The sequence below is a fragment of the Vibrio aquaticus genome, from assembly GCF_003970385.1.
Classification (GTDB): Bacteria; Pseudomonadota; Gammaproteobacteria; order Enterobacterales; family Vibrionaceae; genus Vibrio; species Vibrio aquaticus.
Genome location: NZ_RXZH01000001.1, coordinates 818,770 through 843,978, shown reverse-complemented (window position 1 = coordinate 843,978; position 25,209 = coordinate 818,770). Strand labels below are relative to the sequence as shown.

At 47.0% G+C, this 25,209-nt stretch carries 23 protein-coding genes; 13 read left to right on the top strand and 10 right to left on the bottom strand.

Annotation, left to right across the window (positions count from 1 at the left end):
• Positions 1-75 precede the first annotated feature (75 nt).
• Together EJ063_RS03615 and EJ063_RS03610 are read left to right on the top strand one after the other, a co-directional pair.
• On the top strand, positions 76-969 hold the full coding sequence (locus EJ063_RS03615) for a LysR family transcriptional regulator (RefSeq protein WP_126573106.1): 894 nt from the start codon (positions 76-78) through the stop codon (positions 967-969).
• Positions 970-1,144: 175 nt separating this feature from the next.
• Positions 1,145-1,696 (top strand): sugar O-acetyltransferase, encoded by a 552-nt coding sequence (locus EJ063_RS03610; protein WP_126572636.1) that lies wholly within the window; start codon positions 1,145-1,147, stop codon positions 1,694-1,696.
• A 426-nt stretch (positions 1,697-2,122) separates the two neighbouring features.
• On the opposite strand, the gene EJ063_RS03600 is transcribed toward EJ063_RS03610, so the two are convergent.
• Complete coding sequence (locus EJ063_RS03600; protein ID WP_126572634.1) at positions 2,123-2,842, bottom strand: SDR family oxidoreductase; 720 nt, start codon at positions 2,840-2,842, stop codon at positions 2,123-2,125.
• Between the two features lie 269 nt (positions 2,843-3,111).
• Between EJ063_RS03600 and EJ063_RS03595 the strand changes: the two genes are divergently transcribed.
• Positions 3,112-3,699, top strand: a complete 588-nt coding sequence (locus tag EJ063_RS03595) for an outer membrane protein (RefSeq protein WP_126572633.1) — start codon at positions 3,112-3,114, stop codon at positions 3,697-3,699.
• 43 nt (positions 3,700-3,742) lie between these two features.
• Here EJ063_RS03595 and EJ063_RS03590 read toward each other — a convergent pair whose 3' ends face one another.
• A complete protein-coding gene (locus tag EJ063_RS03590) occupies positions 3,743-4,642 on the bottom strand; it encodes a DMT family transporter (protein WP_126572632.1) in 900 nt (299 codons plus the stop codon).
• A 156-nt stretch (positions 4,643-4,798) separates the two neighbouring features.
• Between EJ063_RS03590 and EJ063_RS03585 the strand changes: the two genes are divergently transcribed.
• The gene (locus tag EJ063_RS03585; RefSeq protein WP_126572631.1) at positions 4,799-5,281 is read left to right on the top strand and encodes a MarR family winged helix-turn-helix transcriptional regulator; all 483 of its coding nucleotides are present in this window, start codon (positions 4,799-4,801) and stop codon (positions 5,279-5,281) included.
• A gap of 75 nt (positions 5,282-5,356) precedes the next feature.
• Here EJ063_RS03585 and EJ063_RS03580 read toward each other — a convergent pair whose 3' ends face one another.
• Entirely contained in the window at positions 5,357-5,794 is a 438-nt protein-coding gene (locus tag EJ063_RS03580; protein WP_126572630.1) for a GlcG/HbpS family heme-binding protein, read from the bottom strand.
• Between the two features lie 49 nt (positions 5,795-5,843).
• Complete coding sequence (aceB, locus tag EJ063_RS03575) at positions 5,844-7,472, bottom strand: malate synthase A (RefSeq protein ID WP_126572629.1); 1,629 nt, start codon at positions 7,470-7,472, stop codon at positions 5,844-5,846.
• Between the two features lie 313 nt (positions 7,473-7,785).
• Between aceB and gcl the strand changes: the two genes are divergently transcribed.
• The 6 genes from gcl (at position 7,786) to EJ063_RS03545 (ending at position 15,483) form a co-directional block, all read left to right on the top strand.
• Entirely contained in the window at positions 7,786-9,561 is a 1,776-nt protein-coding gene (gcl, locus tag EJ063_RS03570; RefSeq protein WP_126572628.1) for a glyoxylate carboligase, read from the top strand.
• A 22-nt stretch (positions 9,562-9,583) separates the two neighbouring features.
• Positions 9,584-10,360, top strand: a complete 777-nt coding sequence (gene hyi, locus EJ063_RS03565; protein ID WP_126572627.1) for a hydroxypyruvate isomerase — start codon at positions 9,584-9,586, stop codon at positions 10,358-10,360.
• A 47-nt stretch (positions 10,361-10,407) separates the two neighbouring features.
• Positions 10,408-11,307, top strand: a complete 900-nt coding sequence (locus EJ063_RS03560; RefSeq protein WP_208640352.1) for a 2-hydroxy-3-oxopropionate reductase — start codon at positions 10,408-10,410, stop codon at positions 11,305-11,307.
• A gap of 343 nt (positions 11,308-11,650) precedes the next feature.
• Positions 11,651-12,793, top strand: coding sequence for a sugar diacid recognition domain-containing protein (locus tag EJ063_RS03555; RefSeq protein WP_126572625.1), 1,143 nt, complete (start codon positions 11,651-11,653; stop codon positions 12,791-12,793).
• Between the two features lie 179 nt (positions 12,794-12,972).
• Positions 12,973-14,325: a GntP family permease gene (locus EJ063_RS03550; protein ID WP_126572624.1), complete on the top strand. Its 1,353-nt coding sequence runs from the start codon at positions 12,973-12,975 to the stop codon at positions 14,323-14,325.
• 21 nt (positions 14,326-14,346) lie between these two features.
• On the top strand, positions 14,347-15,483 hold the full coding sequence (locus EJ063_RS03545; protein WP_126572623.1) for a glycerate kinase: 1,137 nt from the start codon (positions 14,347-14,349) through the stop codon (positions 15,481-15,483).
• A 112-nt stretch (positions 15,484-15,595) separates the two neighbouring features.
• On the opposite strand, the gene EJ063_RS03540 is transcribed toward EJ063_RS03545, so the two are convergent.
• Together EJ063_RS03540 and EJ063_RS03535 are read right to left on the bottom strand one after the other, a co-directional pair.
• On the bottom strand, positions 15,596-16,150 hold the full coding sequence (locus EJ063_RS03540; protein ID WP_126572622.1) for a transporter substrate-binding domain-containing protein: 555 nt from the start codon (positions 16,148-16,150) through the stop codon (positions 15,596-15,598).
• 131 nt (positions 16,151-16,281) lie between these two features.
• Positions 16,282-18,045 (bottom strand): ABC transporter substrate-binding protein, encoded by a 1,764-nt coding sequence (locus EJ063_RS03535; protein WP_126572621.1) that lies wholly within the window; start codon positions 18,043-18,045, stop codon positions 16,282-16,284.
• Between the two features lie 126 nt (positions 18,046-18,171).
• Between EJ063_RS03535 and EJ063_RS03530 the strand changes: the two genes are divergently transcribed.
• A complete protein-coding gene (locus tag EJ063_RS03530) occupies positions 18,172-19,830 on the top strand; it encodes an amidohydrolase (RefSeq protein WP_126572620.1) in 1,659 nt (552 codons plus the stop codon).
• Between the two features lie 58 nt (positions 19,831-19,888).
• Here EJ063_RS03530 and fecE read toward each other — a convergent pair whose 3' ends face one another.
• From fecE to EJ063_RS03510, 4 genes are read right to left on the bottom strand one after another with little or no spacing between them, the layout of a single operon-like run.
• Entirely contained in the window at positions 19,889-20,653 is a 765-nt protein-coding gene (gene fecE / locus EJ063_RS03525; RefSeq protein ID WP_126572619.1) for a Fe(3+) dicitrate ABC transporter ATP-binding protein FecE, read from the bottom strand.
• On the bottom strand, positions 20,653-21,624 hold the full coding sequence (locus EJ063_RS03520; protein ID WP_126572618.1) for a FecCD family ABC transporter permease: 972 nt from the start codon (positions 21,622-21,624) through the stop codon (positions 20,653-20,655). Before EJ063_RS03520 ends, fecE begins: the two co-directional genes overlap by 1 nt.
• On the bottom strand, positions 21,621-22,637 hold the full coding sequence (locus EJ063_RS03515) for a FecCD family ABC transporter permease (protein ID WP_126572617.1): 1,017 nt from the start codon (positions 22,635-22,637) through the stop codon (positions 21,621-21,623). The genes EJ063_RS03520 and EJ063_RS03515 overlap by 4 nt, the downstream gene beginning before the upstream one ends.
• Positions 22,634-23,533: a Fe(3+) dicitrate ABC transporter substrate-binding protein gene (locus EJ063_RS03510; protein ID WP_126572616.1), complete on the bottom strand. Its 900-nt coding sequence runs from the start codon at positions 23,531-23,533 to the stop codon at positions 22,634-22,636. The genes EJ063_RS03515 and EJ063_RS03510 overlap by 4 nt, the downstream gene beginning before the upstream one ends.
• A 332-nt stretch (positions 23,534-23,865) precedes the next feature.
• Between EJ063_RS03510 and EJ063_RS03505 the strand changes: the two genes are divergently transcribed.
• The gene (locus tag EJ063_RS03505; RefSeq protein ID WP_126572615.1) at positions 23,866-24,480 is read left to right on the top strand and encodes a TetR family transcriptional regulator C-terminal domain-containing protein; all 615 of its coding nucleotides are present in this window, start codon (positions 23,866-23,868) and stop codon (positions 24,478-24,480) included.
• Positions 24,481-24,858: 378 nt separating this feature from the next.
• Positions 24,859-25,173: a hypothetical protein gene (locus tag EJ063_RS03500; RefSeq protein ID WP_126572614.1), complete on the top strand. Its 315-nt coding sequence runs from the start codon at positions 24,859-24,861 to the stop codon at positions 25,171-25,173.
• Positions 25,174-25,209 lie beyond the last annotated feature (36 nt).

The following is a 25,209-nucleotide window of genomic DNA, read 5'->3' as shown; positions in this document are numbered from 1 at the left end:
TTATTGCCTGTATGAATTGAACAAAAAAGTTCATAATATTGCGTATATATGTCTAAAAAACTGACAGGTTTGGCGATGAGATTGAAAAGTACGCTAGAGCAATGGCTGACGCTACAAGAGGTCGACAACGCGGGGAGTATTCAAGCGGCAGCGGCTGCACTGAATAAAAGCCATACCACACTCATCTACGCAATTAAAAAGCTGGAAGAGCAGCTAGGGGTCAAGCTGGTGGAAGTGAAGGGTAGGCGAGCCGTTGTCACTGAGCATGGTAAGTCTTTACTTCGCCGCGCGAGCAGTATGCTCGATCAAGCCAGAGAGCTAGAGGATCTGAGTAAGCAAATCTCTGCCGGTGTGGAATCGGAGATCACCGTTGCGATGGATCACTTATGTAATCCGAGCCTGCTGTATCAACCGATGGCGCAATATCTACAAGGCAACAGCATTACGTCCATTCAAGTGGTTGAAACCTCACTCAGCAAAACCATCGAGATGGTCACTGACGAACAAGCCGACATTGCGATCATTACGTTACCAGTGACCAACTACCCAGCACAGGCGTTTGCGATGACGAGTATGGTGCCCGTTGTTTCAAGTAAGCACCCACTTGCGAAGCAAAGCAGTGTTTGCATGGCTGATTTTGCTACGCTCAGTCAGATTGTGGTGCGAGACCTTGGCGCAAGCAGCTTAGACAGCCGTGAACAAAACGTCGGTTGGTTAAAAGCAAATCAACGCATAACCGTCGACAACTTTGACCATGCGTTTCGCGCAGTTGAGCAAGGCGTTGGTTTTTGTCGCCTTCCTGAGCATATTATCGAACAAAGGAACCATGGTCAGTTGGCGGTGTTAAAGGTAGAGCAAAATGGCAAGTATCAAGTACCTCTGCATATTACTTTGCCGAAAGGCGCTAAAACCGGTCCTGCTGCCAAATGTTTTTATGAGCTACTGCTAGAAAATGCAATGCAGTCATAATAAAAACAGCGTTAGTCATAGAGGTAAGTAATTACTAATAACCCTCTATTTACGATTGAACTGTGCAAAAAGTGATGGACAACACGGGATAATAATTTAGTAATTTTAGGCGGTCACAAACTGAGGTTGATATGCGATATTCGACCCCAAATACTCAATATTTTTGGTAACAGAGATGAGAACTGAAAAAGAGAAGATGCTCGCGGGTGAGCCTTATGACGCTTGGGATAAGCAGCTGTATAGCGAGCGTATTCACTGTCGCAAGACGTTACAACAGCTCAATAACAGTATTCCAGATACTCAAGAGTGGCGTAGTGCCATCGATGAGCTTATACCGAGTGCAAAGGATGCCTATTTAGAACCGCCATTTCGTTGTGATTACGGCTCAAACATCAAGGTCGGGAAAAACTTTTACGCCAACTTCAATTGCGTTGTCCTTGATGTGGCTGAAGTGCATATCGGTGATAACGTACTCTTTGCCCCAAATGTGCAGATTTATACCGCAGGCCACCCACTCGATGTAAAAGGCCGAGTGGAAGAAGGGGTAGAGTTTGGTACTCCAATCACCATTGGTAACAATGTCTGGTTAGGTGGTGGTGTGATTGTTTGTCCAGGTGTCACCATTGGCGATAATAGTGTGATTGGGGCCGGCAGCGTGGTAACCAAAGATGTGCCAGCTAACGTAGTGGCCGCAGGTAACCCATGCCGAGTCATTAAGCCAGTGTAATAGAGATTCTAATCAGGACAATATTTATTGAATAAAACGCAGCACGTAATGAAAAAGGCCAGTACTAAAGTTATTTGCCATAGCCCATCACCATAGAAAGACATTTGATTATCTGACCAAACCCTTAAGGCGATGTTAAACAGCTCCCCTTTCAAACCAATAACGAGAACGGCAGCAAAGTAATACTTCACAAATTCGGTGAGCAAAAGTTTGGTGTTGGTAAAATAAGTCTGTAACACAGCGCACCTCTGAAAGGGTTTAGTCGATTAAGAGTAGCAAAGTTGCGCTGTATAAAATTTCCTCACCTCGGGTCATTACTCTTTGTCTCTCATCTGAGTCACTATCGAACCGCTGTTTCACTTTTATGATAGAAAACGAAAATAGCCCCGCAGTGCGAGGCTATTTAAAGTCAAATGCTTGGTTTGATTATGGCTGTTGACGAGTCGCTGCAACCACAATCTCACGGATACAAACGCCTTGAGGTTGTTGGTAAGCAAACTCTACAGTGCGAGCGATGTCATCAGCGACCAATACGCCTTCCATGCTCTCTTTCCAATCTTCGTAACCCGCTTTGATCTCATCAGAAGTTGTGTGAGAAAGAAGCTCGGTTTCTACTGCTCCAGGGGCAATAGTCGTTACACGAACGTTTGACTCTGCGACTTCTTCACGAACGTTTTCAGAAATTGCGTGAACCGCAAATTTAGTCCCACAGTAAGCCGCGTGGTTCGGGAAAGTTTTGCGTCCCGCAACCGAGCTTACGTTGATGATGGTGCCTGATTGACGTGCCTTCATTGGGGCAAGAACCGCTTGCATGCCGTTCATTAGGCCAATTACGTTTACATCGAACATGGTTTTCCACTCTGCTGCATCTTGGTCAGCAAGCTCGCTGAGTAGCATCATACCTGCGTTATTCACGATGCAGTCAGTTTCACCGTATACCGCTTCAGCTTTCGCAATCGCTGCTTCAAAAGAGGCTTTGTCTGTTACGTCTACTTTTTCACATAGCGTGTTTGGTAGGTCTAGTGCTTCAAGGCGCTCAACACGGCGAGCCAAAAGAAGCAGAGGGTGACCTGCTGCGCTCATACGACGAGCAATTGCTTCACCAATACCAGAACTTGCACCTGTAATAACAACTAACTTTTTCATTTTGACTCTCCAAATATTCATTAAGAAGCAACTCTCTAACCAAGCTGGTCTGTTGCGATGGGGGTATATTAAGGAAATGGGGTTAGTTGATATATAGCAATTTAATCAAATAAGTGTTGCTATGCTGCAACAATGAAAGGAGGGCACTTACGCAACTTACCTTGCTTACACCCTCTTACAATGCCCTAGTTTTTATAATGATATATTTCTCTGCAGATCAAGTGCCGCGCCGAGCACCGTTAAACAATATGACCAAGAGAAAAAGCAGTATGAAAAAATCAATCATTACATTATCCATCATTGCATCAACGCTATCGGGCGCGGCTCTTGCGCACAACGGCTTCTATGTTGGTGCAGCCTACTCAAAAATGGGTTACTCAAGCCTTTATGAGGACTTTGCTTCTTTTGAAAAGAAAGAGACGCGCAATGGTTACGCTGTGAACGCGGGCTATGATTTCGCGTTTGGCAGCTTCTTTGTGCTGGGGGCAGAGTTCGAATATAAAGACCTTGGTGGCGTGAGTGGCACGATTGATCCAAACGGTCTTAATATTGCTTCTCAGCTGGATATGACATCGATGGGTATTAATATTTTGCCTAAATTCTATATTGGCGAGCAGTTCAACATCTACGCCAAAGCAGGCTTACATAGTTTCAGCATTGACTCGACGACAGCAACCAATATTGGCGCAAACTCAATCTCAGTCGCTTCGTCAAACAGTGATTCAAGCATGGTGTGGGGATTAGGTCTTGGCTATGATTTTACTCAACATATCTCGGCACAAACTACCTATGAAGTCGTCGATACGGATACGGGTGTGATCTCGTCAGTGAACATGGGTATGAGATACAAGTTTTAAGCTCGATGTAAAAAAGCCGCACTCAATGGTGCGGCGTGTTCTATTAGTGTTGCTGACACTCGACCGGTGAAGGTCTATTCTGTCGAATCGCCAAAATAGCTTGTGGCAGCAATGACATGACAATCATACCGATCATCAGGCTGTACTGGAATGGGGTGAATGATTCCCCAAGTAATACTAAACCTGTCACAATGCCTGCGATTGGGTTGGCAATGCCACCAAAGGTGAAGTCCACCACTGACATACGTTGCAGCAACCACACATACATGCCGTAACCTAATGCTGTGTTTAACCCAACTACCCAAAGTAGGCCGCTTAAATTGGTCATCGAGAAATGCTCAATGACTGACGCATAAGTGCTTGGTTCTTTGATCGCTTGCACACCAGCCGCGATTGAGAGAATCACGCCACCCAAAATCAGCTGCCAAGTCAACACCGTCCACCAATGCATGCGATTACCCAAAGACTTGGTGATCGAGCTACCCACTACGATACACATGATGGCTGCCAGCATCGCACCTAGACCAATCGGATTAAGGCTAATTGAACTCGGGTCAAACAGCATCCACGCCAGAGCAATCAAGGCAGCTCCGCTCACCCCTTGAATTAGGCTCGGTTTATTTTTGTTGATCAGCCAGTTGTACATCATTGCAAACACAGGCACCGAGATCATACCCACACCTGAAATGGCAGAAGGCAGTGTCAGCGCCATCACAAAGATCAAGCCAAAGAAGGTCGCAATGTTAATCAGTCCTAGGCTGAACAAGATCTGCCATTCGCCTTTTTTTGGTAAGGTTGGCTTAAATGCGAGCAACAGAAGTCCGGCTGGCAGCGCTCGAATTGCGCCCAGCAGCAGAGGTGGCCAGTCTGCGAGTGTGTATTGCGTCACTGCATACGTGGTGCCCCAAAAGAACGCCGGAATCATTGCAAGTAATATATTCATAATAACTATCTTTACGTTAAGATACTTTTGTGATGAATGTACGCTTAAAATCGATGTTTGTAAAGTATCTTCATGTTAAGATACTCAAAACAGCATTTTATATACCAATCTGATTGAGTTCAGATGGCTATTCATGGTTAGTGGAGACAAATTTTCATGGACGCTATTGATAGAGTAGTTGAGCAGTGGGCTAAGGAAAAGCCAGAGTTAGATACAGAGCCAATGGCGATCATGGGCCGGCTGATGCGTATCGCCAAATATATGGAAACGGAAGTCGCTCAGTTACATAAGCGTTACGACCTTAAGTTGGGGGAGTTTGATGTATTGGCAACCCTGCGCCGCAGCGGTCAGCCTTTCCGTTTAACCCCATCAGAGTTGATTGATTCAATGATGTTGACCTCAGGTGCAATGACCAATCGATTGGACAAACTTGAGAAGAAAGGTCTGATTGGCCGTGAGCACAGCAAAGAAGACCGCCGTAGTGTGACGGTTGAGCTGACTCAAGATGGGTTTGTGCTTATCGATAAAATCATTGAAGAGCACGCAGCTGTGCAAGCCAAGTTGGTGAAAGGTTTAAACACTAACCAGAAAAAGCAGATGAATACCTTGACCAAAGGTTGGTTGACTCAGTACGAGTAATTAACAGTTTTGAGAAAATAACGCCCTCATTTGGATGAGGGCGTTTTTGTTTGTGTAGCAGATATCGGGAAGTAACTAAGAGAGCGACTCATCGCAATAGAGCTGTGCATGATCGATCCCACCCAGTGCGCAGCTTTCGTCAATATCAGACAAATCACCGCTGACGCCAACGGCTCCGAGAATGTTTTTATGTGAATCTCGGATCAATAGGCCGCCAGGGACGGGAACCATATTACCGTGAGCCAAAACATTAACCGCAGAGATGAAGGCCGGCCGGTTATCAGCATCTTGAGCTAATTTACGCGACGAACAGCCGAGAGCGAGTGCTCCCCAAGCTTTGGCAATGGCGATGTCTGGTCGCATCATGCTTGAGCCATCTTGCCTTTGGAGAGAGATCAGTTTGCCACCACTGTCTAATACTGCGACAGTCAGCGGTGCACTTTTGGTTTGCGAACCGGCCTGAAACGTGCCGTCAATGACACTTAGCGCTTGTTCTAGAGTTAAACTTCCCATGTTATCTCCTATAGTCTTCAATCTCTCTCACACGATTGTGAGCCAGAGATTAACCAGCCTCTTGCAGAAGCTGATAGCTTGGTAAGGTCAGGAAGGTGGCGAACTCTTCTGCGGTAGACAGCTCGAAGAAAAGGTCAGCGGTTTGTTCAAAGCGGCCTGCTGCATAACGAGCATCACCCACTTCCTGTTTAATCGTATCGAGCTCTTGATACAACCAAGTGTGGAAGAGCTCTTTGGTAAAGGTTTGTCCGTCGTCGAGTTGGACACTATGGCGAATCCACTGCCAGATATTGGCACGAGAGATCTCTGCGGTTGCAGCATCTTCCATCAAGCCGTAGATTGGCACACAGCCGTAGCCTTGAATCCACGCTTCAATGTAGTAAAGGGCAATGCGGATATTCTTACGCACGCCAGCTTCATCGCGACTGCCTTCACAAGGTTGAAGCAGAATGTCTGCGCCAATATCGTGAGATGGACTCACGAAATCCAGCTGGTTTGGCTTACCGTCTAGGTTCTTTTCAAACACGGACATCGCCAGATCAACCAAAGCAGGGTGCGCAACCCAAGTACCATCGTGACCGTTGCGAGACTCTCGCTCTTTATCTTCGATCACTTTGGCGGTCACGCGCTCCATTTCAGCGGGATCTTTGGCCGGAATAAACGCCGACATACCGCCCATTGCTAACGCGCCTCGCTGGTGGCAGGTACGAATCAGTAATTGGCTGTAGGCATTGAGGAAGGCTTTATCCATGCCGACAACGTGTCGATCTGGCAAGATACGATCAGCGTGGTTTTTCAGCGTTTTAATGTAGCTAAAGATGTAGTCCCATCGACCACAGTTCATCGCCACAATATGATCACGCATGGCGTAAAGCATTTCATCCATTTGGAATACGGCTGGCAAGGTTTCGATCAGCACCGTCGCGCGAACTGTACCGCGTTGAACCCCGAAATAATCTTCCGTAAACGAGAACACATCATCCCACCACTGGGACTCTTCCATGCTCTCTAGTTTTGGAATGTAGTAGTACACACCTAACCCCTGCTCAGCGCGAGTTAAGTAGTTGTGATAGAAGTACAGCGCGAAGTCCATCAGACAGCCTGGGATTGGCTTATCTGCGTATTGAATAGATTGCTCCGGCAGGTGCAGGCCTCGCGGACGGGCAATCAATAACGCTGGGTCATCACTGAGCTGATAGTGTTTGTTTTTTGCTTGATCGTGATAACTGATGGTTCGTGCGTTGGCATCACGTAGGTTGATCTGTCCTTCAACCATGTTCTCCCAAGTTGGTGACGACGCGTCCTCGAAGCAACACATGAACACTTTTGCGCCAGAGTTCAGTGCATTGATCACCATCTTTCGTTCAATGGGGCCAGTGATTTCGACGCGACGATCAAGCAACTCAGGCGGTGGCGTGGCCACTTTCCAACTCTTATTGTCGCGGATGGACTGGGTATCCGTTCTAAAGTTAGGTAACTCACCCGCATCGTAGCGTTTTTGTTGTTCTTCACGGGCTTGTAGTAGGGCATCTCGGCGAGGCGTAAACTTTTCAACCAATTTGGAAAGAAAAGAAAGTGCCTCATTAGATAGGATGGCTTGGTACTCTGGGTTATCCGTATTACCAATTACGCGCAGACAAGCGGTTTCCGCTTTTTCTGCTACATCGTTCAGACTCATTGTTTGTCTCCTTTAAACAATAGCGAATGATTTTGTGTACAAAATCTACCTTTCAGAAGTACTTATATTTCAAATTATGTAAACAATCAAAGGGTATTTAACAATTATTTTTCATTTGTCTCTGAGTGAAATTATTTTTACGTGAAGATATTTTATATAAAGTAATGATTTCTAGGCATTTCGGGGTTAGTGATCGCTTCGAGCTATTGCTCTATGTTGGAAAAATGTTGCAAATGGGGGTTGCCAAAATCGAAATATGATTCATAGTACACAAAGTATCTTTGAATTGTATACAATCGAAATGGAGGTTCGCATGGCAAAGATGAAGGCAATAGAGGCAGCGGTAGAAGTGTTGAAAAAGGAAGGTGTGGACATTGCCTTCGGCGTCCCTGGCGCAGCCATCAACCCTATGTACGCAGCGATGAAAAAGCTGGGTGGTATTGATCATGTATTAGCGCGTCACGTTGAAGGCGCTTCTCATATGGCAGAAGGTTACACCCGAACCAATCAAAGCAATATCGGTGTGTGTATCGGCACATCAGGTCCGGCGGGTACCGATATGATCACAGGTTTGTACTCGGCTTCGGCTGACTCAATACCTATTTTATGTATTACCGGTCAGGCGCCAAGAGCGCGTCTACATAAAGAAGACTTCCAAGCAGTAGACATTGAATCTATTGCTAAACCTGTGACTAAGTGGGCAACGACAGTGCTAGAACCAGCGCAGGTGCCACGCGCATTCCAACAAGCGTTTCACTTAATGCGCTCTGGCCGACCTGGACCAGTGCTTATCGACCTTCCGCTGGATGTTCAGCTAACGGAAATTGAGTTCGATATCGATACTTATGAACCACTAGAGGCTTATCAACCAAAAGCGACTCGTGCTCAGGTTGAGAAAGCGATGGAGATGATGTGTGATTCGGCCAATCCGCTGATCGTTTCTGGCGGTGGTGTGATTAACGCGGGTGCTGAAGAGCTCCTACAGCAGTTTGCTGAGATCACTGGTGTACCTGTAATCCCAACATTGATGGGGTGGGGCTCAATCGCCGATGATCATGAGCTGATGGCAGGTATGGTCGGTCTGCAAACCGCGCATCGCTATGGTAACGCAACCATGCTGGAGTCTGACTTTGTATTTGGCATCGGTAACCGCTGGGCCAACCGTCATACCGGTTCTCTGGATGTGTACACCAAAGGACGTAAGTTTGTTCACGTAGATATCGAGCCAACGCAAATTGGTCGTGTGTTCTGTCCAGATCTCGGCATCGTGTCGGATGCGAAATCCGCACTAGAGCTATTGGTTGAAGTAGCGCGTGAATGGCGAGATGCCGGCAAACTGCCAAACCGCAGCGCGTGGGTAGGCGAATGTCAGCAGCGTAAAGCAACCATGCTACGTAAAACGCACTATACCGATGCACCAATCAAACCAATGCGTGTTTACGAAGAGATGAACAAAGCGTTCGGCCGAGACACCTGCTACGTGAGCACCATTGGCCTATCACAAATCGCTGCCGCCCAGTTCCTGCACGTATACAAACCTCGCCACTGGATCAACTGTGGTCAAGCAGGTCCACTAGGTTGGACAACACCAGCTGCATTGGGTGTACGTGCCGCGGATCCAAATCGTGACATCGTAGCGATTTCAGGTGACTACGACTTCCAGTTCATGATTGAAGAATTGGCAGTAGGTGCTCAGTTCAACTTGCCTTACATCCACGTATTGGTGAACAACTCTTACCTAGGTCTAATTCGCCAAGCGCAGCGTCAATTTGACATCGATTACTGTGTTCAGCTGGCGTTTGAAAACCAAAATGCGCCTGAGCTGAATGGTTATGGTGTTGACCACGTAACGGTAGTGGAAGGCTTAGGTTGTAAAGCGATCCGAGTGACGGACCCAGAGCAGATGCAAGAGGCGTTTGTACAAGCGAAAGAGCTGATGAACAAGCACAAAGTTCCAGTGGTTGTAGAAGTGATTCTTGAGCGTGTAACAAACATCGCTATGGGCGTAGAAATTGATGCGATCAACGAGTTTGAATCACTCGCAGAAAGCGTTGACGACGCACCAACCGCACTGATTCACCGAGATTAATAGCAAGTATAAGGACATAGCAATGGCAAAGTTTGCAGCAAATCTATCCATGTTATTTACCGAGCTGGAATTTGAAGACCGTTTTGAAGCAGCCGCAAAAGCAGGATTTCAAGGGGTCGAATACCTGTTCCCTTATGCGCTTGAAGCCGAGCAGATTAAGGAGAAACTGGATGAAAACCAACTTACCCAAGTGTTATTCAACCTACCGGCCGGTGACTGGGAAGGGGGCGACCGCGGTATCGCCGTTGACCCAAGCCGAGTCGAAGAATTCCAGTCTGGTGTGGCAAAGGCAATCGCCTACGCCAAAGTATTGGGTAATACCCAAATCAACTGCCTCGCAGGGATCGTTCCACAAGGGGTGAGCGACATTGATGCATATGCCACCTTTGTGATTAACCTTCGCTATGCGGCGCAAGCGTTGAAAGAAGCGGGTATTCGATTGGTGATCGAAGCCATTAACACCCGTGATATTCCTGGCTTCTTCCTCAATACAACCGAGCAAGCGAAAGCGGTCATCAAAGAAGTTGGCAGCGATAACTTGTCTATTCAATACGACATCTATCACATGCAAATCATGGAAGGGGATCTTACCCCGACCATGACGGCTAATATCGACCAAATTGCTCACGTGCAATTGGCAGACAACCCAGGTCGCCATGAGCCAGGCACAGGCGAAATCAACTATCCGTTTGTACTAAAGCATTTAGATGACCTTGGTTATCAGGGCTGGGTGGGCTGTGAATACAAGCCGAAAACCACCACAACTGAAGGCCTAGATTGGCTCAACCTATACCGCTAATGCGGTGAATGCCCATCGATTGGGTGGGCAAACGTTACGGAGAACATATTATGAAAATTGCATTTATCGGTACAGGTATCATGGGTCGTCCAATGGCGGCTAATCTACAAAAAGCAGGCCATGACTTGGTTCTATCTGACCACTTCAACCCTGCACCAAATGACCTTGTAGCTGCGGGCGCTCAGGTGGTTAATTCTGCTCAAGCGGCGACTGAAGCGGCAGATGTCATCATTCTGATGGTACCAAACACACCACAAGTCGAAGATGTTCTGTTTGGTGATAACGGTGTAGAAGCGGGCCTAACGTCAGGTGGTGCACAAGGCAAACTGGTTATCGACATGAGTTCTATCTCGCCAATGGCAACCAAAGCGATTGCGTCTCGCGTTAATGAAAGTGGTGCGCAATACCTAGATGCGCCGGTATCTGGCGGTGAAGTCGGTGCGATCAATGCGGCACTGAGCATCATGGTTGGTGGTGCTCAAGAAGCATTCGACACAGCTCGTCCTCTGTTTGAAGCGATGGGTAAAAACATCACACTTGTTGGTGAAAATGGCGCAGGCCAAACGTGTAAAGTCGCTAACCAGATCATCGTGGCACTTAACATTGAAGCGGTGTCGGAAGCGCTCGTGTTTGCGTCGAAAGCAGGTGCTGATCCGGCTCGCGTTCGTCAAGCTCTGTTAGGTGGCTTTGCCAGCTCGAAGATTTTGGAAGTACACGGTGAGCGTATGATTGAAGGTACGTTTGATCCTGGCTTTAGAATTTCACTACACCAGAAAGATTTAGACCTAGCCCTGACAGGCGCTCGTGAACTAGAGATTGATCTGCCAAACACACAGACGGCGCAAGAGCTGTTTGAAGAGTGTGCGGCGCAAGGCGGTTCTAACTGGGATCATTCCGCGCTTATCAAAGCGATTGAAAAACGTGCGAATCACTCAATTCGTGATTAGTACGCCTTGATGGAATGAGTTCGTTTCCGTTTGGGGTGAATAGGATTCCTCTCCCTTGCCACCCCTATGCACTGTATCAGCTCGGCTTACCTCATGTGGGGAGTTTAGCTTGGCTGATATAACTTAAATCGCGTAGGTTTTTGTCTCCTTTTAATACGCGTTCCCGTTGTAAGACAATAGGTAGGAGCATCCTCGGTCTCCGTCTTAGCAGGCACCTTGCGAGCTTACTTCGGGATTTTTTCTTTCTATGTGACCTGAGCGAAATCGCTGTTCAGCCAACGTCACTTAGCTTGTGATATGTTATTTGGGTGTGCCGATAGGCCATTATCACAAGGCAAAAGAGATGCAGTTAAACACCCTGATTGCCCGCCAAATTGTTGAGCGAGCAACGAAAATTATCCAGTTTCCTGTCAACGTGATGGATGAAAACGGAATCATAATTGGTTCGAGTGATCCATCCCGTTTGCATCGCACCCATGAAGGCGCGCTGCTGGCAATACACGATAACCGCATTGTCGAAATCAATCAGACGGTGGCCAGCACACTGATCGGTGTGAAAGAAGGCATCAACTTACCCGTTGTTTATCAAGATAACGTGATAGGTGTGGTGGGGATATCCGGTCAGCCAGATGAAGTAAGAAGCTATGGTGAACTGGTCAAGATGGCCGCTGAACTGATCATCGAACAAGAAGCCTTAATGGCCCAGATTCAGTGGAATAAACGTCATCGTGAAGAGCTGTTACTGCAATTGATTCAAGGTTCCACCTTAAGTGAAAACCAGTTGTTGTCGATTGCTGAGCGTTTGGATTTGAATTTATCTCAGCCAAGAATCGCCGCAACGGTCAAAGTGATACCCAAGCAAGGGCAGCCATTAACTCAAGAGCACCTGCAAAAGTTGGTGCACTTACTGGAATACCCAGAACGAGACAACATTGTCGGTATTGTGTCGGTGTCGAATAACGAAGTCGTGGTGTTAAAGCCGGTGACGGTGGTTAATGATAAGTGGAATCTAGAAGAAGAAAAAACACGAGTCAAAAAGCTGCTTAGGCGCATTGCTCAAGAAACCGACTTTTCTATTAAGATCGCGATGGGCCAATATTTTCCCGGTGTGGATGGTCTTGCCCGTTCGTATGAAACCGCCAAAGCCACCATGGCTGGATCAGACAACAATAAGCAAGCCATTCTGTTTTATCAGGAACATAAATTGGCTGTCCTGGTCGGCGGTTTAAAACAAGACCAGTGGCGACGTGCTCAGTTACTAGAACCATTGGGTTTATTGCAACAAAAGGACGATAAAGGCGTATTAGCTAAAACACTGCGAGTATTTTTTGATCAGGACTGCGATCTGGCTCAAACTTGTGCGGTGCTACATATTCACCGAAATACGCTTCGTTACCGAATAGAAAAGATAGAAGAGATAACTAATTTAAAAATCAGTAGTTTAGATCATAAGGTGCAGTTATATTTAGCTATTAAATGTCACTGAGTAAACGCATTGGTTTGTGCAAGGTGACAATTTTATAGCGTATTAAGGTTGATAGATTTGTCATTTTGCATAAAGGAATGGCGCACACTTCGCTGAATAATAACACCGTCCCTACAGGCACTCTGAACGTAAGGCATCGGCCAACCGTTCGCACGAATACTATTATAAACGGAGTTATCATGAGTCTTATCTTAATATTGTTGGGGGTGATAGCCTTTATCGTCCTCGCAACCACCAAATTCAAACTGCACCCTTTTCTCGCACTGATTGTCGCAGCCTTTTTAGCGGCCTTTGCTTACGGTCTACCTGCTGACAGCATTGCGAAAACCATCGCATCAGGTTTTGGCGGAATCTTAGGTTACATCGGCTTAGTGATTGTTCTAGGCACCATCATTGGTGTCATCCTAGAGAAAAGTGGCGCAGCGATTACCATGGCAGACACGGTGATTAAAGTGCTGGGCGAGCGATTCCCAACGCTAACCATGAGTATCATCGGCTACATCGTATCGGTACCGGTATTTTGTGACTCTGGCTTCGTTATTTTGAACTCGTTAAAAGAGTCACTAGCGAACCGCTTAAAAACATCGAGCGTGGCAATGAGTGTTGCTTTGGCAACGGGTCTATACGCAACGCACACCTTTGTTCCACCAACGCCGGGTCCAATTGCGGCGGCGGGTAATCTAGGTCTAGAGTCGAACCTTGGCTTAGTGATTGGTGTTGGTATCTTCGTTGCAGCAACGGCGGCGCTTGCCGGTATGTTGTGGGCAAACCGCTTTAAAGACGTAGAGCCAGATAATGACGATCACGTTGAAGAAGTGAAGCAAGATTGGAAAGCGTTGAAAGCCTCTTACGGTGAACTGCCAACAGCAGGCCAAGCATTTGCCCCAATTTTTGTTCCTATTTTGCTTATCTGTCTAGGTTCTATTGCTAAGTTCCCAAGCTTACCGCTCGGTGATGGTGCATTGTTTGATGTGTTGTCGTTCCTTGGTCAACCGCTGACGGCATTGATCATTGGTTTGTTCCTATCGGTTCGCCTACTGAAAAGTGACAACAAGGTGGAAGAGTTCGGCGAGCGCATTAGCCAAGGTATTACTGCGGCAGCGCCAATTCTACTCATCACAGGTGCGGGTGGCGCATTTGGTGCGGTACTAAAAGCAACGCCGCTAGGTGAATACCTAGGCACCACATTATCAGCATTAGGCGTGGGTATCTTTATGCCATTCATCGTTGCCGCTGCACTGAAATCAGCGCAAGGTTCTTCAACAGTAGCCTTGGTAACAACATCGGCACTGGTTGCGCCAATGCTAGCTCAGCTAGGCCTAGACTCTGAAATGGGTCGAGTGCTAACGGTAATGGCGATCGGTGCTGGTGCAATGACGGTATCACACGCAAATGACAGCTTCTTCTGGGTAGTGTCGCAGTTCAGCCGTATGTCTGTGGGCTTGGCTTACCGAGCTCAAACCATGGCAACGCTGGTTCAAGGCGTGACTGCGATGGCATTGGTTTACATTCTAAGTCTTGTTCTTCTATAGCAAGCCAAATAGGAAACTTATATGAAAGTAGTTATCGCTCCTGATTCTTACAAAGAAAGTTTAACCGCTATGGAAGTGGCTACTGCGATTGAAAGTGGTTTTAAAGAAATCATGCCAGACGCAGAGTACATTAAATTGCCAATGGCGGATGGAGGCGAAGGCACAGTGCAATCTTTAGTTGACGCAACCGGAGGAGAGATCGTTTCGGTTGCGGTAACAGGTCCGCTTGGTCAATCCGTTGAAGGTTTTTACGGTTTGCTCGGTGATGGTTCAACAGCAGTCATTGAAATGGCAGCGGCGTCAGGTTTGCATTTGGTTGAACCCGATCAACGTAACCCACTACTCACCACTACTTTTGGTACGGGAGAGTTGGTCAAAGCGGCGTTAGATAAAGGCGTTAGCCATATCATTGTTGGCATTGGTGGCAGCTCGACCAACGACGGTGGTGTCGGCATGGCGCAAGCACTGGGAGCGAAACTACTCGATTCACAAGGTAACGATCTGCCTTTCGGTGGCGGTGCGTTAGCAGACCTCGCGACGATTGATTTATCAAACTTAAATCCTCGTCTAGCGAGCATTCAGCTAGAAGTCGCGTGTGATGTCGATAACCCATTGTGTGGCCCGAAAGGCGCTTCACATGTGTTCGGTCCACAAAAAGGCGCAACGCCAGAGATGATCGAGCAGCTAGATGCCAACCTTGCCCACTATGCTGAGGTGATTCGCCAAACTAATGGTAAAGAAGTGCTCAACCAAGCGGGTGCAGGAGCGGCAGGAGGCCTTGGTGCAGCGCTACTAGGCTTGTTTGATGCCACGCTTCGTCCGGGGATTAACATCGTGATGGATGCAGTGAATCTGGCGGAAGTAGTTAAAGATGCCGACTTAGTTATCACCGGTGAAGGGCGCATTGATAGTCAAACCATTCATGGTAAGACGCCGATTGGTGTAGCCAGAACGGCTAAGCTTTATAACCTTCCTGTGATTGGCATTGCCGGAAGTACCGCGCAAGATTGCCGAGTGGTGCATGACCACGGCTTAGATGCTGTCTATAGTGTGGTGCTTGGGGCAACTGACTTACCAACCGCACTGAAAGAAGCGGCATTTAATGTTGAGATGACATCACGCAATGTCGCGGCTGCCCTGGCGATGACGTTCAAATAATTTCCTATTTTACACTGTAAACGGCCGCTAAATAGCGGCCGTTTTTTTATGGGCAAGAGGCAGAGATTGGGCTTATGCAGTGTCTTTTGTGTGATCTTGGCGAATGTACCCACTAGTTATCGCGAGGGATGAGTACCAACTCTCCGGCTTTGATCATACTGTTGATTTGTTGCTGCAGTTTGGCAATTTTACTCGGTGGGATCTCTTTATTGCAGGCAAGATACTTAATATCAGTGAGAAAAATAAACGGTTGATTGGCGACCGTAATGCCTAAATCTTCTGATAGCGCCTGCGCTGTTCGGGTATCAGAAAGCCATAAATCAATGCCGTCACGGCGCAGCATCTGCAATCCATCATCGATCTCTTCCGTCATTACGATATTAAAACCTTGTTCTTTTAGCTGCTTGGCAATGCGATAGCCTTCATAAGCGACAATCTTCAATGGGGAGGCATCTTGCAGAGAGAGTAGCTGTGGTTGATTGGGCTGTTTTTGGTAGAGCGCATACTGGCTGATAGCAATTGGACCGACCCAATTAAAGTTGGCTTCAACCAACTGCGAACGAGCGACAGGGAAAGAGCAGACGTTCTCTACTCGTCGTGCTGACTTCATTGCCCTTGCTTCAGGAGAATGATTGATGACAAACCCAACGCCAGCGCGTTCGAACATTTGTGTGACCATATGGTAAGTATCGCCGTTATTTGCGCTGGCCTCATGATTGACCAAAGGGGGGGAGTAAAAGGTGATAAGCCGAATCTCTTCGGCATGGCTGACAGCACTTAAGAGCCCCGACAGCACGATTAATCTTCTAATGCATTCCATACTTTGTACACATCAGAAAAGGGGAGAGTCTTACCTTGCGGCTCTTTTAAGCGTTGTGGCCAAGGTGAGCCGGGTTGAGTGAGCCAATAGTCTGGCGATTGTTGGTTATTGAGTTTTGGTCGGCAACGCAGTGAATCGTCATTAGCAAGTACGGCGAGGTGCTGATCAAACTTATTGGCTAACTGATTGAGCATTTGAGCGGCAGTGATGTCGCTATAGAGGTAGTCGCCAATATGCTGCCACCACATCGAAGCCATGGTTGAGTAATCTGGAATGTTAACGCCGGAAGGAGTCCAAACATGCTTGGCCGGACTTTGGTAAAACTCGACTAATCCACCCAGTTTAGGTTTTAGCAGCGTAAAAGCATCGGAATGAACATCTGAGTGTCTAATCGGGGTAAAACCATTAAGCAACTTATCGAAGCTGACGGTTTTCGATACTGTGAATTGAGCATATAGCCATGCGGCTTCACGCTGCTTCGGTGGCGTTGAATGGAGAAACGTCCAAGAGCCTGCATCTTGATAGCCGGACTTCATACCCGGTTGCCAGTACTGACCACGTGGTGAGGGGGCTAATCGCCATAGTGGATTACCATTCTCATCGGTAACTTTAGATTCTGGCCTCAGTAGTGTCGGGATAAAGGCGCTGTACCAAAAAATCTGTTGCGCGACTTTTCCTTGTGCGAGCCAATCCGCTGTGGTGCGAAAAGTGAGTGTTTTGGACTCAGGAGGCGCGTATTCATTGAGCCAAAACTTGTACTTTTCTAAAGCGTAAATTGCCGCAGGACTATTAAGAGCCCCACCGCGACTGACACTGGCCCCGACGGGAACACATTCGTCGGCGCGGATCCCCCAGTCTCCAACCGGTGAGCCACTGGGTAGGCCAATATCATTGACACCTGCGAGACTTAACCAGGAGTCTGAGATACGCCAGCCCAAAGACGGCTCGTACTTACCATAGTCAAAGTGCCCCCAAATTCGCTCACCATCAATCTCTTTGACATCGTAGGTAAAGAAGTGGGCAATATCTTGATAAGCCTGCCAGTTTTGTGGAACGGCGAGAGGGTAGCCATACTTGTCTTTGAACTTGGTTTGTAATTCGGGGCGATTAAACCAGTCGTGTCGATACCAATATAAATTGGCAAATTGTTGGTCGGGCAATTGGTAAACAACGCCTTGCTCATCCTTGGCGAATTCAAGCCCAATGAAATCATCAATATCTAAGCTGGGCAGGGTGATTTCGTGCCATTGGTCACTGATAAATTCAGAGATAGGGATGACTTTCTGGCTCCTAATATGGGTACCGATAAAGTCTGTGTCATTGACATAGCCATCATAGATGCTGATGTCCGTTTGCATGTGCAATTCTAATCGTTTAACCAGATCGTCTTCGCCCACCACTTCATGAATAACCTGTATGCCCGTTAATTGAGTGAACATTCTCGCCAGCTCAAGTGATTCGTATCTGTGAGTAGGGATGTCTTCTGAAACGACGTTAATTTTGACGCCACGGTAGGGCTTGGCGGCAGTTTGAAACCACAGGAGTTCTTCTTTGCGCTGCTCTAAGGACAAAGTGGACGATGAGAAATGCTTAGCGAAGCGGTTAACTAAGTCACTTTGCTGGATTTCATCGGCTGATAACGCTAGAGAGTACAGCAAGGCAAACGTCGAAAAATATGGAACTGTTGCTCGAACGTTTAGCTTCAAGGGTCGATAGTTCGATTCCAACCGCTTCTGTGGCATAGTGCCCCCGCTCTAAGGAAAAACAGATGATTATCGTTGAGTTTAGTACAGAACTTACCCAGCAGTATTTCGGATCTATACTTTGGCTAATTGTTGGAACTCGTCTTCTGATAAAGGAATGAAACAATGGAACGTACGTTAGCGGTAGTGCTAAGTTTAGTGGCAAGTTCTGGTGCGTTGTCTGCGCAAACGGCAGATATGATTCTCACCAATGGAGTCATACACGGACATCCAAGCGCCAACTCTGTCGCTGTCGCTGATGGCACAATTTTGTTGGTTGGCAACAGCGAAGAGATGGATAAGGTCATGGACGAGTCTACTCATCTTGTTGACCTGCAAGGCGGCTTTGTTTCCCCCGGTTTTATTGATAACCACAACCATGTCTTTGAGGCCGCTTCTGATGCCGGGTCTCAGTGCGAGCTCAGCCTTGATGAAGGTTTGCGAGGTCAAGTGTCTTACCTAAAAGCGTGTCGACAGCAGACTCCACGAGGCGAGTGGATCATGGGTTACGGTTTCTCGATTGAGTCCTTACTGGCCGATGAAGAGGGCAGCACGCCATTACAGGTGATTGATGCCATCTTTCCTGAGCAGCCTGTGATCTTTATGGAGCAAACGTCTCATTCGATGTGGGTCAATTCTGCGGCGTTAAGGCAAGCGGGTATCACCAGACAGTCCCCCGATCCACAAGGAGGTAAGATCTTAAAAGACGAGGAAACGGGTGAGTTGCTAGGGATCTTGCTCGATAATGCGGGTGATCTTGTTATTGAGCTGGCTTGGAACAGCTTACGTAACCAATTTGAGCAGAGCTATCAGGGGTTAATGCAAGGCTTGGAGCAAGCGAGAACTTATGGCATCACAACCATCGGTGACGGTCGACTGTATTGGAAACGAGGTTGGTATGAAGTGTGGCAGAAAGCCGAAGAAAGTGGTGATCTCACCGCACGAGTCTCGTTACGGCCTTGGATCTATCCGACAGAACCCATGCCCGCTCAGTTAACCTACCTAAAATCGATTCATTCCGATAACCATTCACAGTTATTGCTGGTGGATCAGGTCAAAATGTACAGCGATGGCATCTTAATTAACGGCACCGCCAAGGTACTCGCCCCGTATCTGTTTACCTATATTCCAGACGAGCCCTACGGCATTAACTATATTGAGCCTCAAGCGATGTCAGAGTGGCTACAAGAGCTTGATAAGATAGGTTATGGCGCTCACATTCATGCGATTGGTGATGGAGCGATTAGAGAGTCGCTGAATGCGGTCGAGTCTGTTCGCGCGCAAGGTAGCAAGAAAGACTACACCTTAACGCACGTCGAGCTGGTGAACTCCAAAGATTTACCTCGCTTTGCCAAGCTTGATGTGACTGCGGATTTTCAAGTCGGCTCTGATTACGTTGCTTACCATGAACACCAGTGGGCGGAAGCCTTCTTAGGTGCCAAGCGAACTCGGGCATTAATGAACTTAAAAGCCTTGTTCGATTCAGGGGCTAACGTCACCTTAAGCAGTGATTGGAACGTTCACGATATCAATCCGTTAATCGGCATTGGTAACAGCCTTATCATGGGTAATACTGGTTTACCTAATGCGTCAGCAGCACTGGATGCTTACACCATTAACGCTGCGAAAAGCTTAGGAATCGATGATATAACGGGCTCTATCGAGGTCGGTAAATCGGCCGATTTTGCAGTGTTATCGCAAGACATCACGACCTTACCTCCAGAAGCGATTAAATCGACAGAAGTATGGATGACGATTGTTAGAGGCGAAGTGGTGTTCGAGTAACTAGGTGTTATGGTTGGGAGAATGGCCACGTGATGTGGCCATTTTTTGTTGTGGGGCGTTAAAGATTAATACACATTGGCTTGTTAGAGACTGGATCGGGCATGACCACCGCCTCTAAGTCAAAAACATCACGTAATAACGATTCTGTAAACACCTCTTCCGGTGAACCAGAAGTGACGACCTCACCCGATTTCAAAACCACCAAGTGATCACAGTAGCGACAAGCTTGGTTCAAGTCGTGTAGGACAACGATGATGGTTTTGCCACTGGCATTGAGTTTCTGGATTAACTTCATTAACTCAACTTGATGGGATAGATCCAGGTAGGTGGTAGGCTCATCAAGCATGACGATCGGAGTATCTTGCGCTAATACCATCGCTATCCAAACTCGTTGACGTTGGCCGCCGGATAAAGCGTCGACTTTTTTATCAACCAAATCTTGAATGTGCGTTTCTTCAATCGCCCGATCGACTTTTTGATGATCTTCTAGAGAAAGCTTTCCCCAGTAAGACAAATAAGGAGAGCGACCGTATTCGACTAGGCGTCGAACAGTAATGTCTTCAGGTGTGGTTAGAACCTGAGGAAGCAGTGAAATGTATTTCGCGAGTTCTTTGTCTGCATAGCTTGTAATCGGCTTACCAAGCACGGATAACTCACCGCCAAACCCTTTATTGATTCGGCAAAGGGTTTTGAGCAGAGTTGATTTTCCACTGCCATTTGGGCCGATCAAAGCCGTTATTTTTCCTTCAGGGATCTCAAGGTCTAAGTTTTGAATGATGGTCTCTTTTCCATAAGAGACAGACAGTTGATGAGTGGTAATCATTATTTCCAACCTTGGTAACGCTGAAGTAAGAAGATGAAATAAGGGGCGCCAATCAGTGAGGTGAGAACACCCGCTGGCAGCTCTAACGGTGGATCGATACCACGCGCAAGGGTATCCGCCGTGACAACAAGCAATGCGCCGATTACCCCAGACATTGGCAATAAAAGCTTGTGGTTATGACCAAACAGAAGTCGAGCTAAATGAGGCGACAGCAAACCAACGAAACTGATGGTGCCACACACGGCGACACTGACACTCGCCAGTAAGACAGACAAAATAAGCGCAATGAAACGTGTGCGTTCGGGTTGCGCACCGACGGTGGTTGCCGCTTCTTCACCTAACCCCATTAGATCGAGTCGCCACGCAAGATACATCGCGCAAGGAATCAAGCAAGCTAAGCTGACCCAAATAAGCGGCATCTGAGACCAGTTTCGCCCCCATAAACTGCCTGTTAGCCATACCATAGCGGTATTGATTTCGACCGGATGAACAATCAGTAAAAAATCGATGCCGCTTGAGATGAACGCGCTAATGGCAATACCAATGAGCGCTAATCTGGCAGGAGTTGGGTTGTACTTATAGGCAATGGCCAAAATCATAATGGCGGCACCAATACCACCCGAAATCGCCACACTTGCCAGTAGCGGCAGGGATGCATCAGGGACGTAAACCAACAGCAATGTAGCGGCAAATCCTGTACCCGCGCTGATGCCCATTAAATCAGGTGAAGCGAGTGGATTACGCAGTACACCCTGAATCAGCGAGCCTGAGATACCAAGCCCCGCACCCACGCCAATCGCCAGTAGAAAGCGAGGTAGACGATATTCATTAACGATAAAGTTAAGATCGCCACCGTTCCATAGCGTATGGATCACTGCACTGGGCTCTAGCGGTGTTCCGCCAATAAAAAGACTGCCAATGGCACAAATCAACAAGGTGCCAACCAACATTAAGACTTTTATCTGAATCATGACATTTTGCTCCTGACGGCAAGGGCAATAAAGAAAGGAGAGCCAATCAGCGCGGTAATGACGCCAACAGGGGTTTCTGCGGGGAAGGCGACCATTCTTGAAATAACGTCAGACCAAAGCAGTAAGCTTGCACCGATGAGCGCTGACGTTGGAATTAAAATGAAATGATTACTGCCTACCAATTTACGCGCAATATGCGGAACCAGTAGACCAACAAAGGCGATCGGACCCGCAACGGCAATACTGGAGGTTGCCAGTAGAAGAATGGCAACGCAACTGATGAGCCGAGTGGCTGAAAGGTTCACTCCTAGACCAATGGCAATATCATCGCCGAGAGCAAGTAAGTTCAGATTACGAGCAAGCGCAAGCGTCATCACAAGTCCGATTAAGCTGACAGGCCAGAACGCATGCCAATCTTGCCAAGTGACATTCGATACCGAACCCGCCAGCCAAGTTAATACGCTATAAGCCATATCGTCGGCTAGAATCAGAGCGCTTCGAGTAACCCCAACCAGTAATGCATTGACGGCGATACCAGCCAGAACGAGTTTGATTGGGTGGGATTTCGCCGCGAAAAAGCCACCAAGCGATAGGACTAAAAGGCCGCTTAGCGTTCCGCCGAGTAACGCACTGATCGCTATTGGCACCTCTGGTAAGAACGCCAAATTCATTGACGTGACAGCGATAAAGCATGAAGCACCCGCGTTAATACCTAAAATACTCGGTGATGCTAATGGGTTGGCTGTTAGCCCTTGCATCAACAGCCCCGCAATGGCCAAGTTGACCCCTATCAACATAGAGATAAGCACTCTCGGTGTTCTTAAGGTGGCTAGGATTTGCTGCTCCATGCTTGAGTTATCAAAGTGAAACAGATAGTCGATGAGGTGAGCAACAGAAAGTTCAAAAGAGGAGTAGCTAACCATTGATGAGATTGCGCCAGCGAGCAGTAGGAAGGCAGCAGCAAAGCACCCCAGCAGCATGCGCCGCTGGGGAAAGAGTGTGTTGGAGATCATGATTTATTAAGAATGGTATCTAGATTTTGCGCGATTTCTTCAGCGGCATTCATGCCACGGTTAAGTGACCAAACTTGAGGAGAAACCTTAATGATCTGTTGGTGCTTCTGAGAGTTTAATAGATTAAACAGCGGGTTGTTTTTCCATGTGTCTGCGATGGTTTCATCGCTGTATGGACCCAGTAGCAACCAGTCAGGGTTCACTCTAAGTAGCTGCTCTAGGCTCACTTCAACGTAAGCTTTTTCGGTCTCTTGTGGCATTGGGCTTTGAATACCAAGACTTGTTAGTACGCTACCTGCGTATGACTCTGGGCCGTGCATCCACATGCCTTTTTGCGTCACAACCGCAAACTGCATGGTTTGTTGGCTCGAAAACTTGGTTTTGTATTCGGCCATCAGCGTTTTGTGTTGCTCAATTCGCTGCTTCATTTCCGCTTCTTTATTAAGAACCACGCCAATTTTCAGTGCCGCTTCTAGGTTCTCTTCATAGTTTTCACCACGGCTTTTTAGGATCAGTGTCGGAGCAATTTTTTGCAGATCATCATAAGCTGGCGAGTGACGTTGTACATCGGCAATGATCAAATCAGGCTTGAGCTGAGCGATGATTTCCAAACTTGGTTGAGGACGCATGCCTACCGATGTCCAAGGTGAGATTTGATCGCGAATGCTTTGAAGAATACGGTTAACGTCTTTGTCATCGGCAACGCCGACCGGTGAAACTCCTACAGAAGCCAGAGCATCGACAAAGGAGTATTCCAGCGCAACCACTCGAGTCGGTGTGCCTGAGATCGTGAACGTGCCCTTTTCATCTTCGACAGCTCGTTGCTCTTGAGCGAGGGCGTTAAAGGACAGAAGTGTGGCGAGTAAAAGCGAAGAAAATTGTTTGAGTCTATTCATTATTGTATTCCATTAATATTAAGGAAGTTGCTGCTGATCGAAAGGCTGCGTAGCCTCGGAAACGTCAGGAGTAAGTGCAACGAATTTGTAGCAAAATATTAACGGAAGATGCTATTTCAAATGATAACTAATATCAATAACAATTAACTTATTTATGGTTTGCGATACTGTAATTTTTGGCTTGCGTTATGGCTTTTCTACCCTTGAAAATGCGCCCGCCTCTCGGTTGAAGACAATAGAATGGTAAGCAATCAGCAAGAGTGGGCGTTCGTACTTGTCATCCATAACATAATGTTTACACTGGGATTGTGTATGAATGATAAGGAAATCAAATGACACGCATTCGGCAGAAAAATCAGCAGTTAATCATAGAAGTCGCGAGCGAACAGTTTGCGCTTCATGGTTATGCGGCAACAAAAGTTGTAGATATAGCCAAAGCAGCTGATATTGCCAAAGCCAACGTCTTTTATTACTTCAGCACTAAAGACAAGCTCTACTATGCGGTATTAAAAACCGTGACTCAGCCTCTGCTTGAAGCCTCTCGCCCGATAGAAGAACTTCCTGATCCCGTTGAAGCGCTCAGCCAATACATTCAAGCCAAACTGCGCATCTCTCAAGAACACCCTTATGCGTCTAAAGTATTTGCTAATGAAGTGATGTCAGGGGCAAAAGTACTGCCGCAAGACATTGCCGATGAGCTGTTTAAGCAGTCACAGATGATCATCGAGAAGTTCTCGACTTGGTCGCAGCAAGGTTTAATGAACGATGTGCCGCCTCACCACTTAATGTTCACGATTTGGGCGGCGACGCAAACCTACGCCGACTTTGGCTGGCAGATCGGTAATGTGATGCAAAAGGACAAGTTGGATGATGTTGACTACAAACAAGCGGCGGACTTTCTCACTCAACTCGTTATTAATGGTTGCGGCGTAAAAAGCATTCGTTAAGAGAATACGCAGACGCACAGTCACACTCAACAAGGTCGCTAGTGAATGCGATGATTATTTCAATATCGACCAGGTTATTCTCTCTTCTTTGTCATTAGTCTCTAAAAAAACAGCCAAATCAGGCATTTATTTCGCTTCGGTTAATAAGTAAAACTCTTGATTGAGATCAAACTAATGAACGTCTTAGGAAAAAGCCTCTACCCATAAATGATGATTTGAAGCAGTTTTTTACATTATGTTACTGGTTGAAATTATTACACTTTTCCTCATTTGGTGACTTATACTTCGGGAATTCCGAGTAAAAATGCAATTTTAAATTACTTTTTCAGAAGTAACTCTCTCGTTAGCTTGAATACCAGTAACTGAACGGGAGTTGTTATGATTTTATCGAACGAGTTAAAGAAAGTCGGCAGCATCGTCACCAGCTTAGTTGATATCGTCAAAAAGCATGGGGTGGAACTCAACAGTGAATCAACGTACTACATCAGCAAAACTTTTAAAGAAAAAGTAATCCCTTGCAGCCGCAATGTGCATTACTACCTCACCTTGAACAATGATGTTGGCGATATCCTGATCACTAAAATTGTCCACGCGAGTAACTCGATTGATATTGGCTTTAAGGATATCTACGGCAATAAGCTCGCCAACGCGACCATCACAGACAAAGGCGAGCTCAAAGAATATCGCTTATAGCTAGAGGCCTGCGAATCCATTCAATTAGATTCGCAG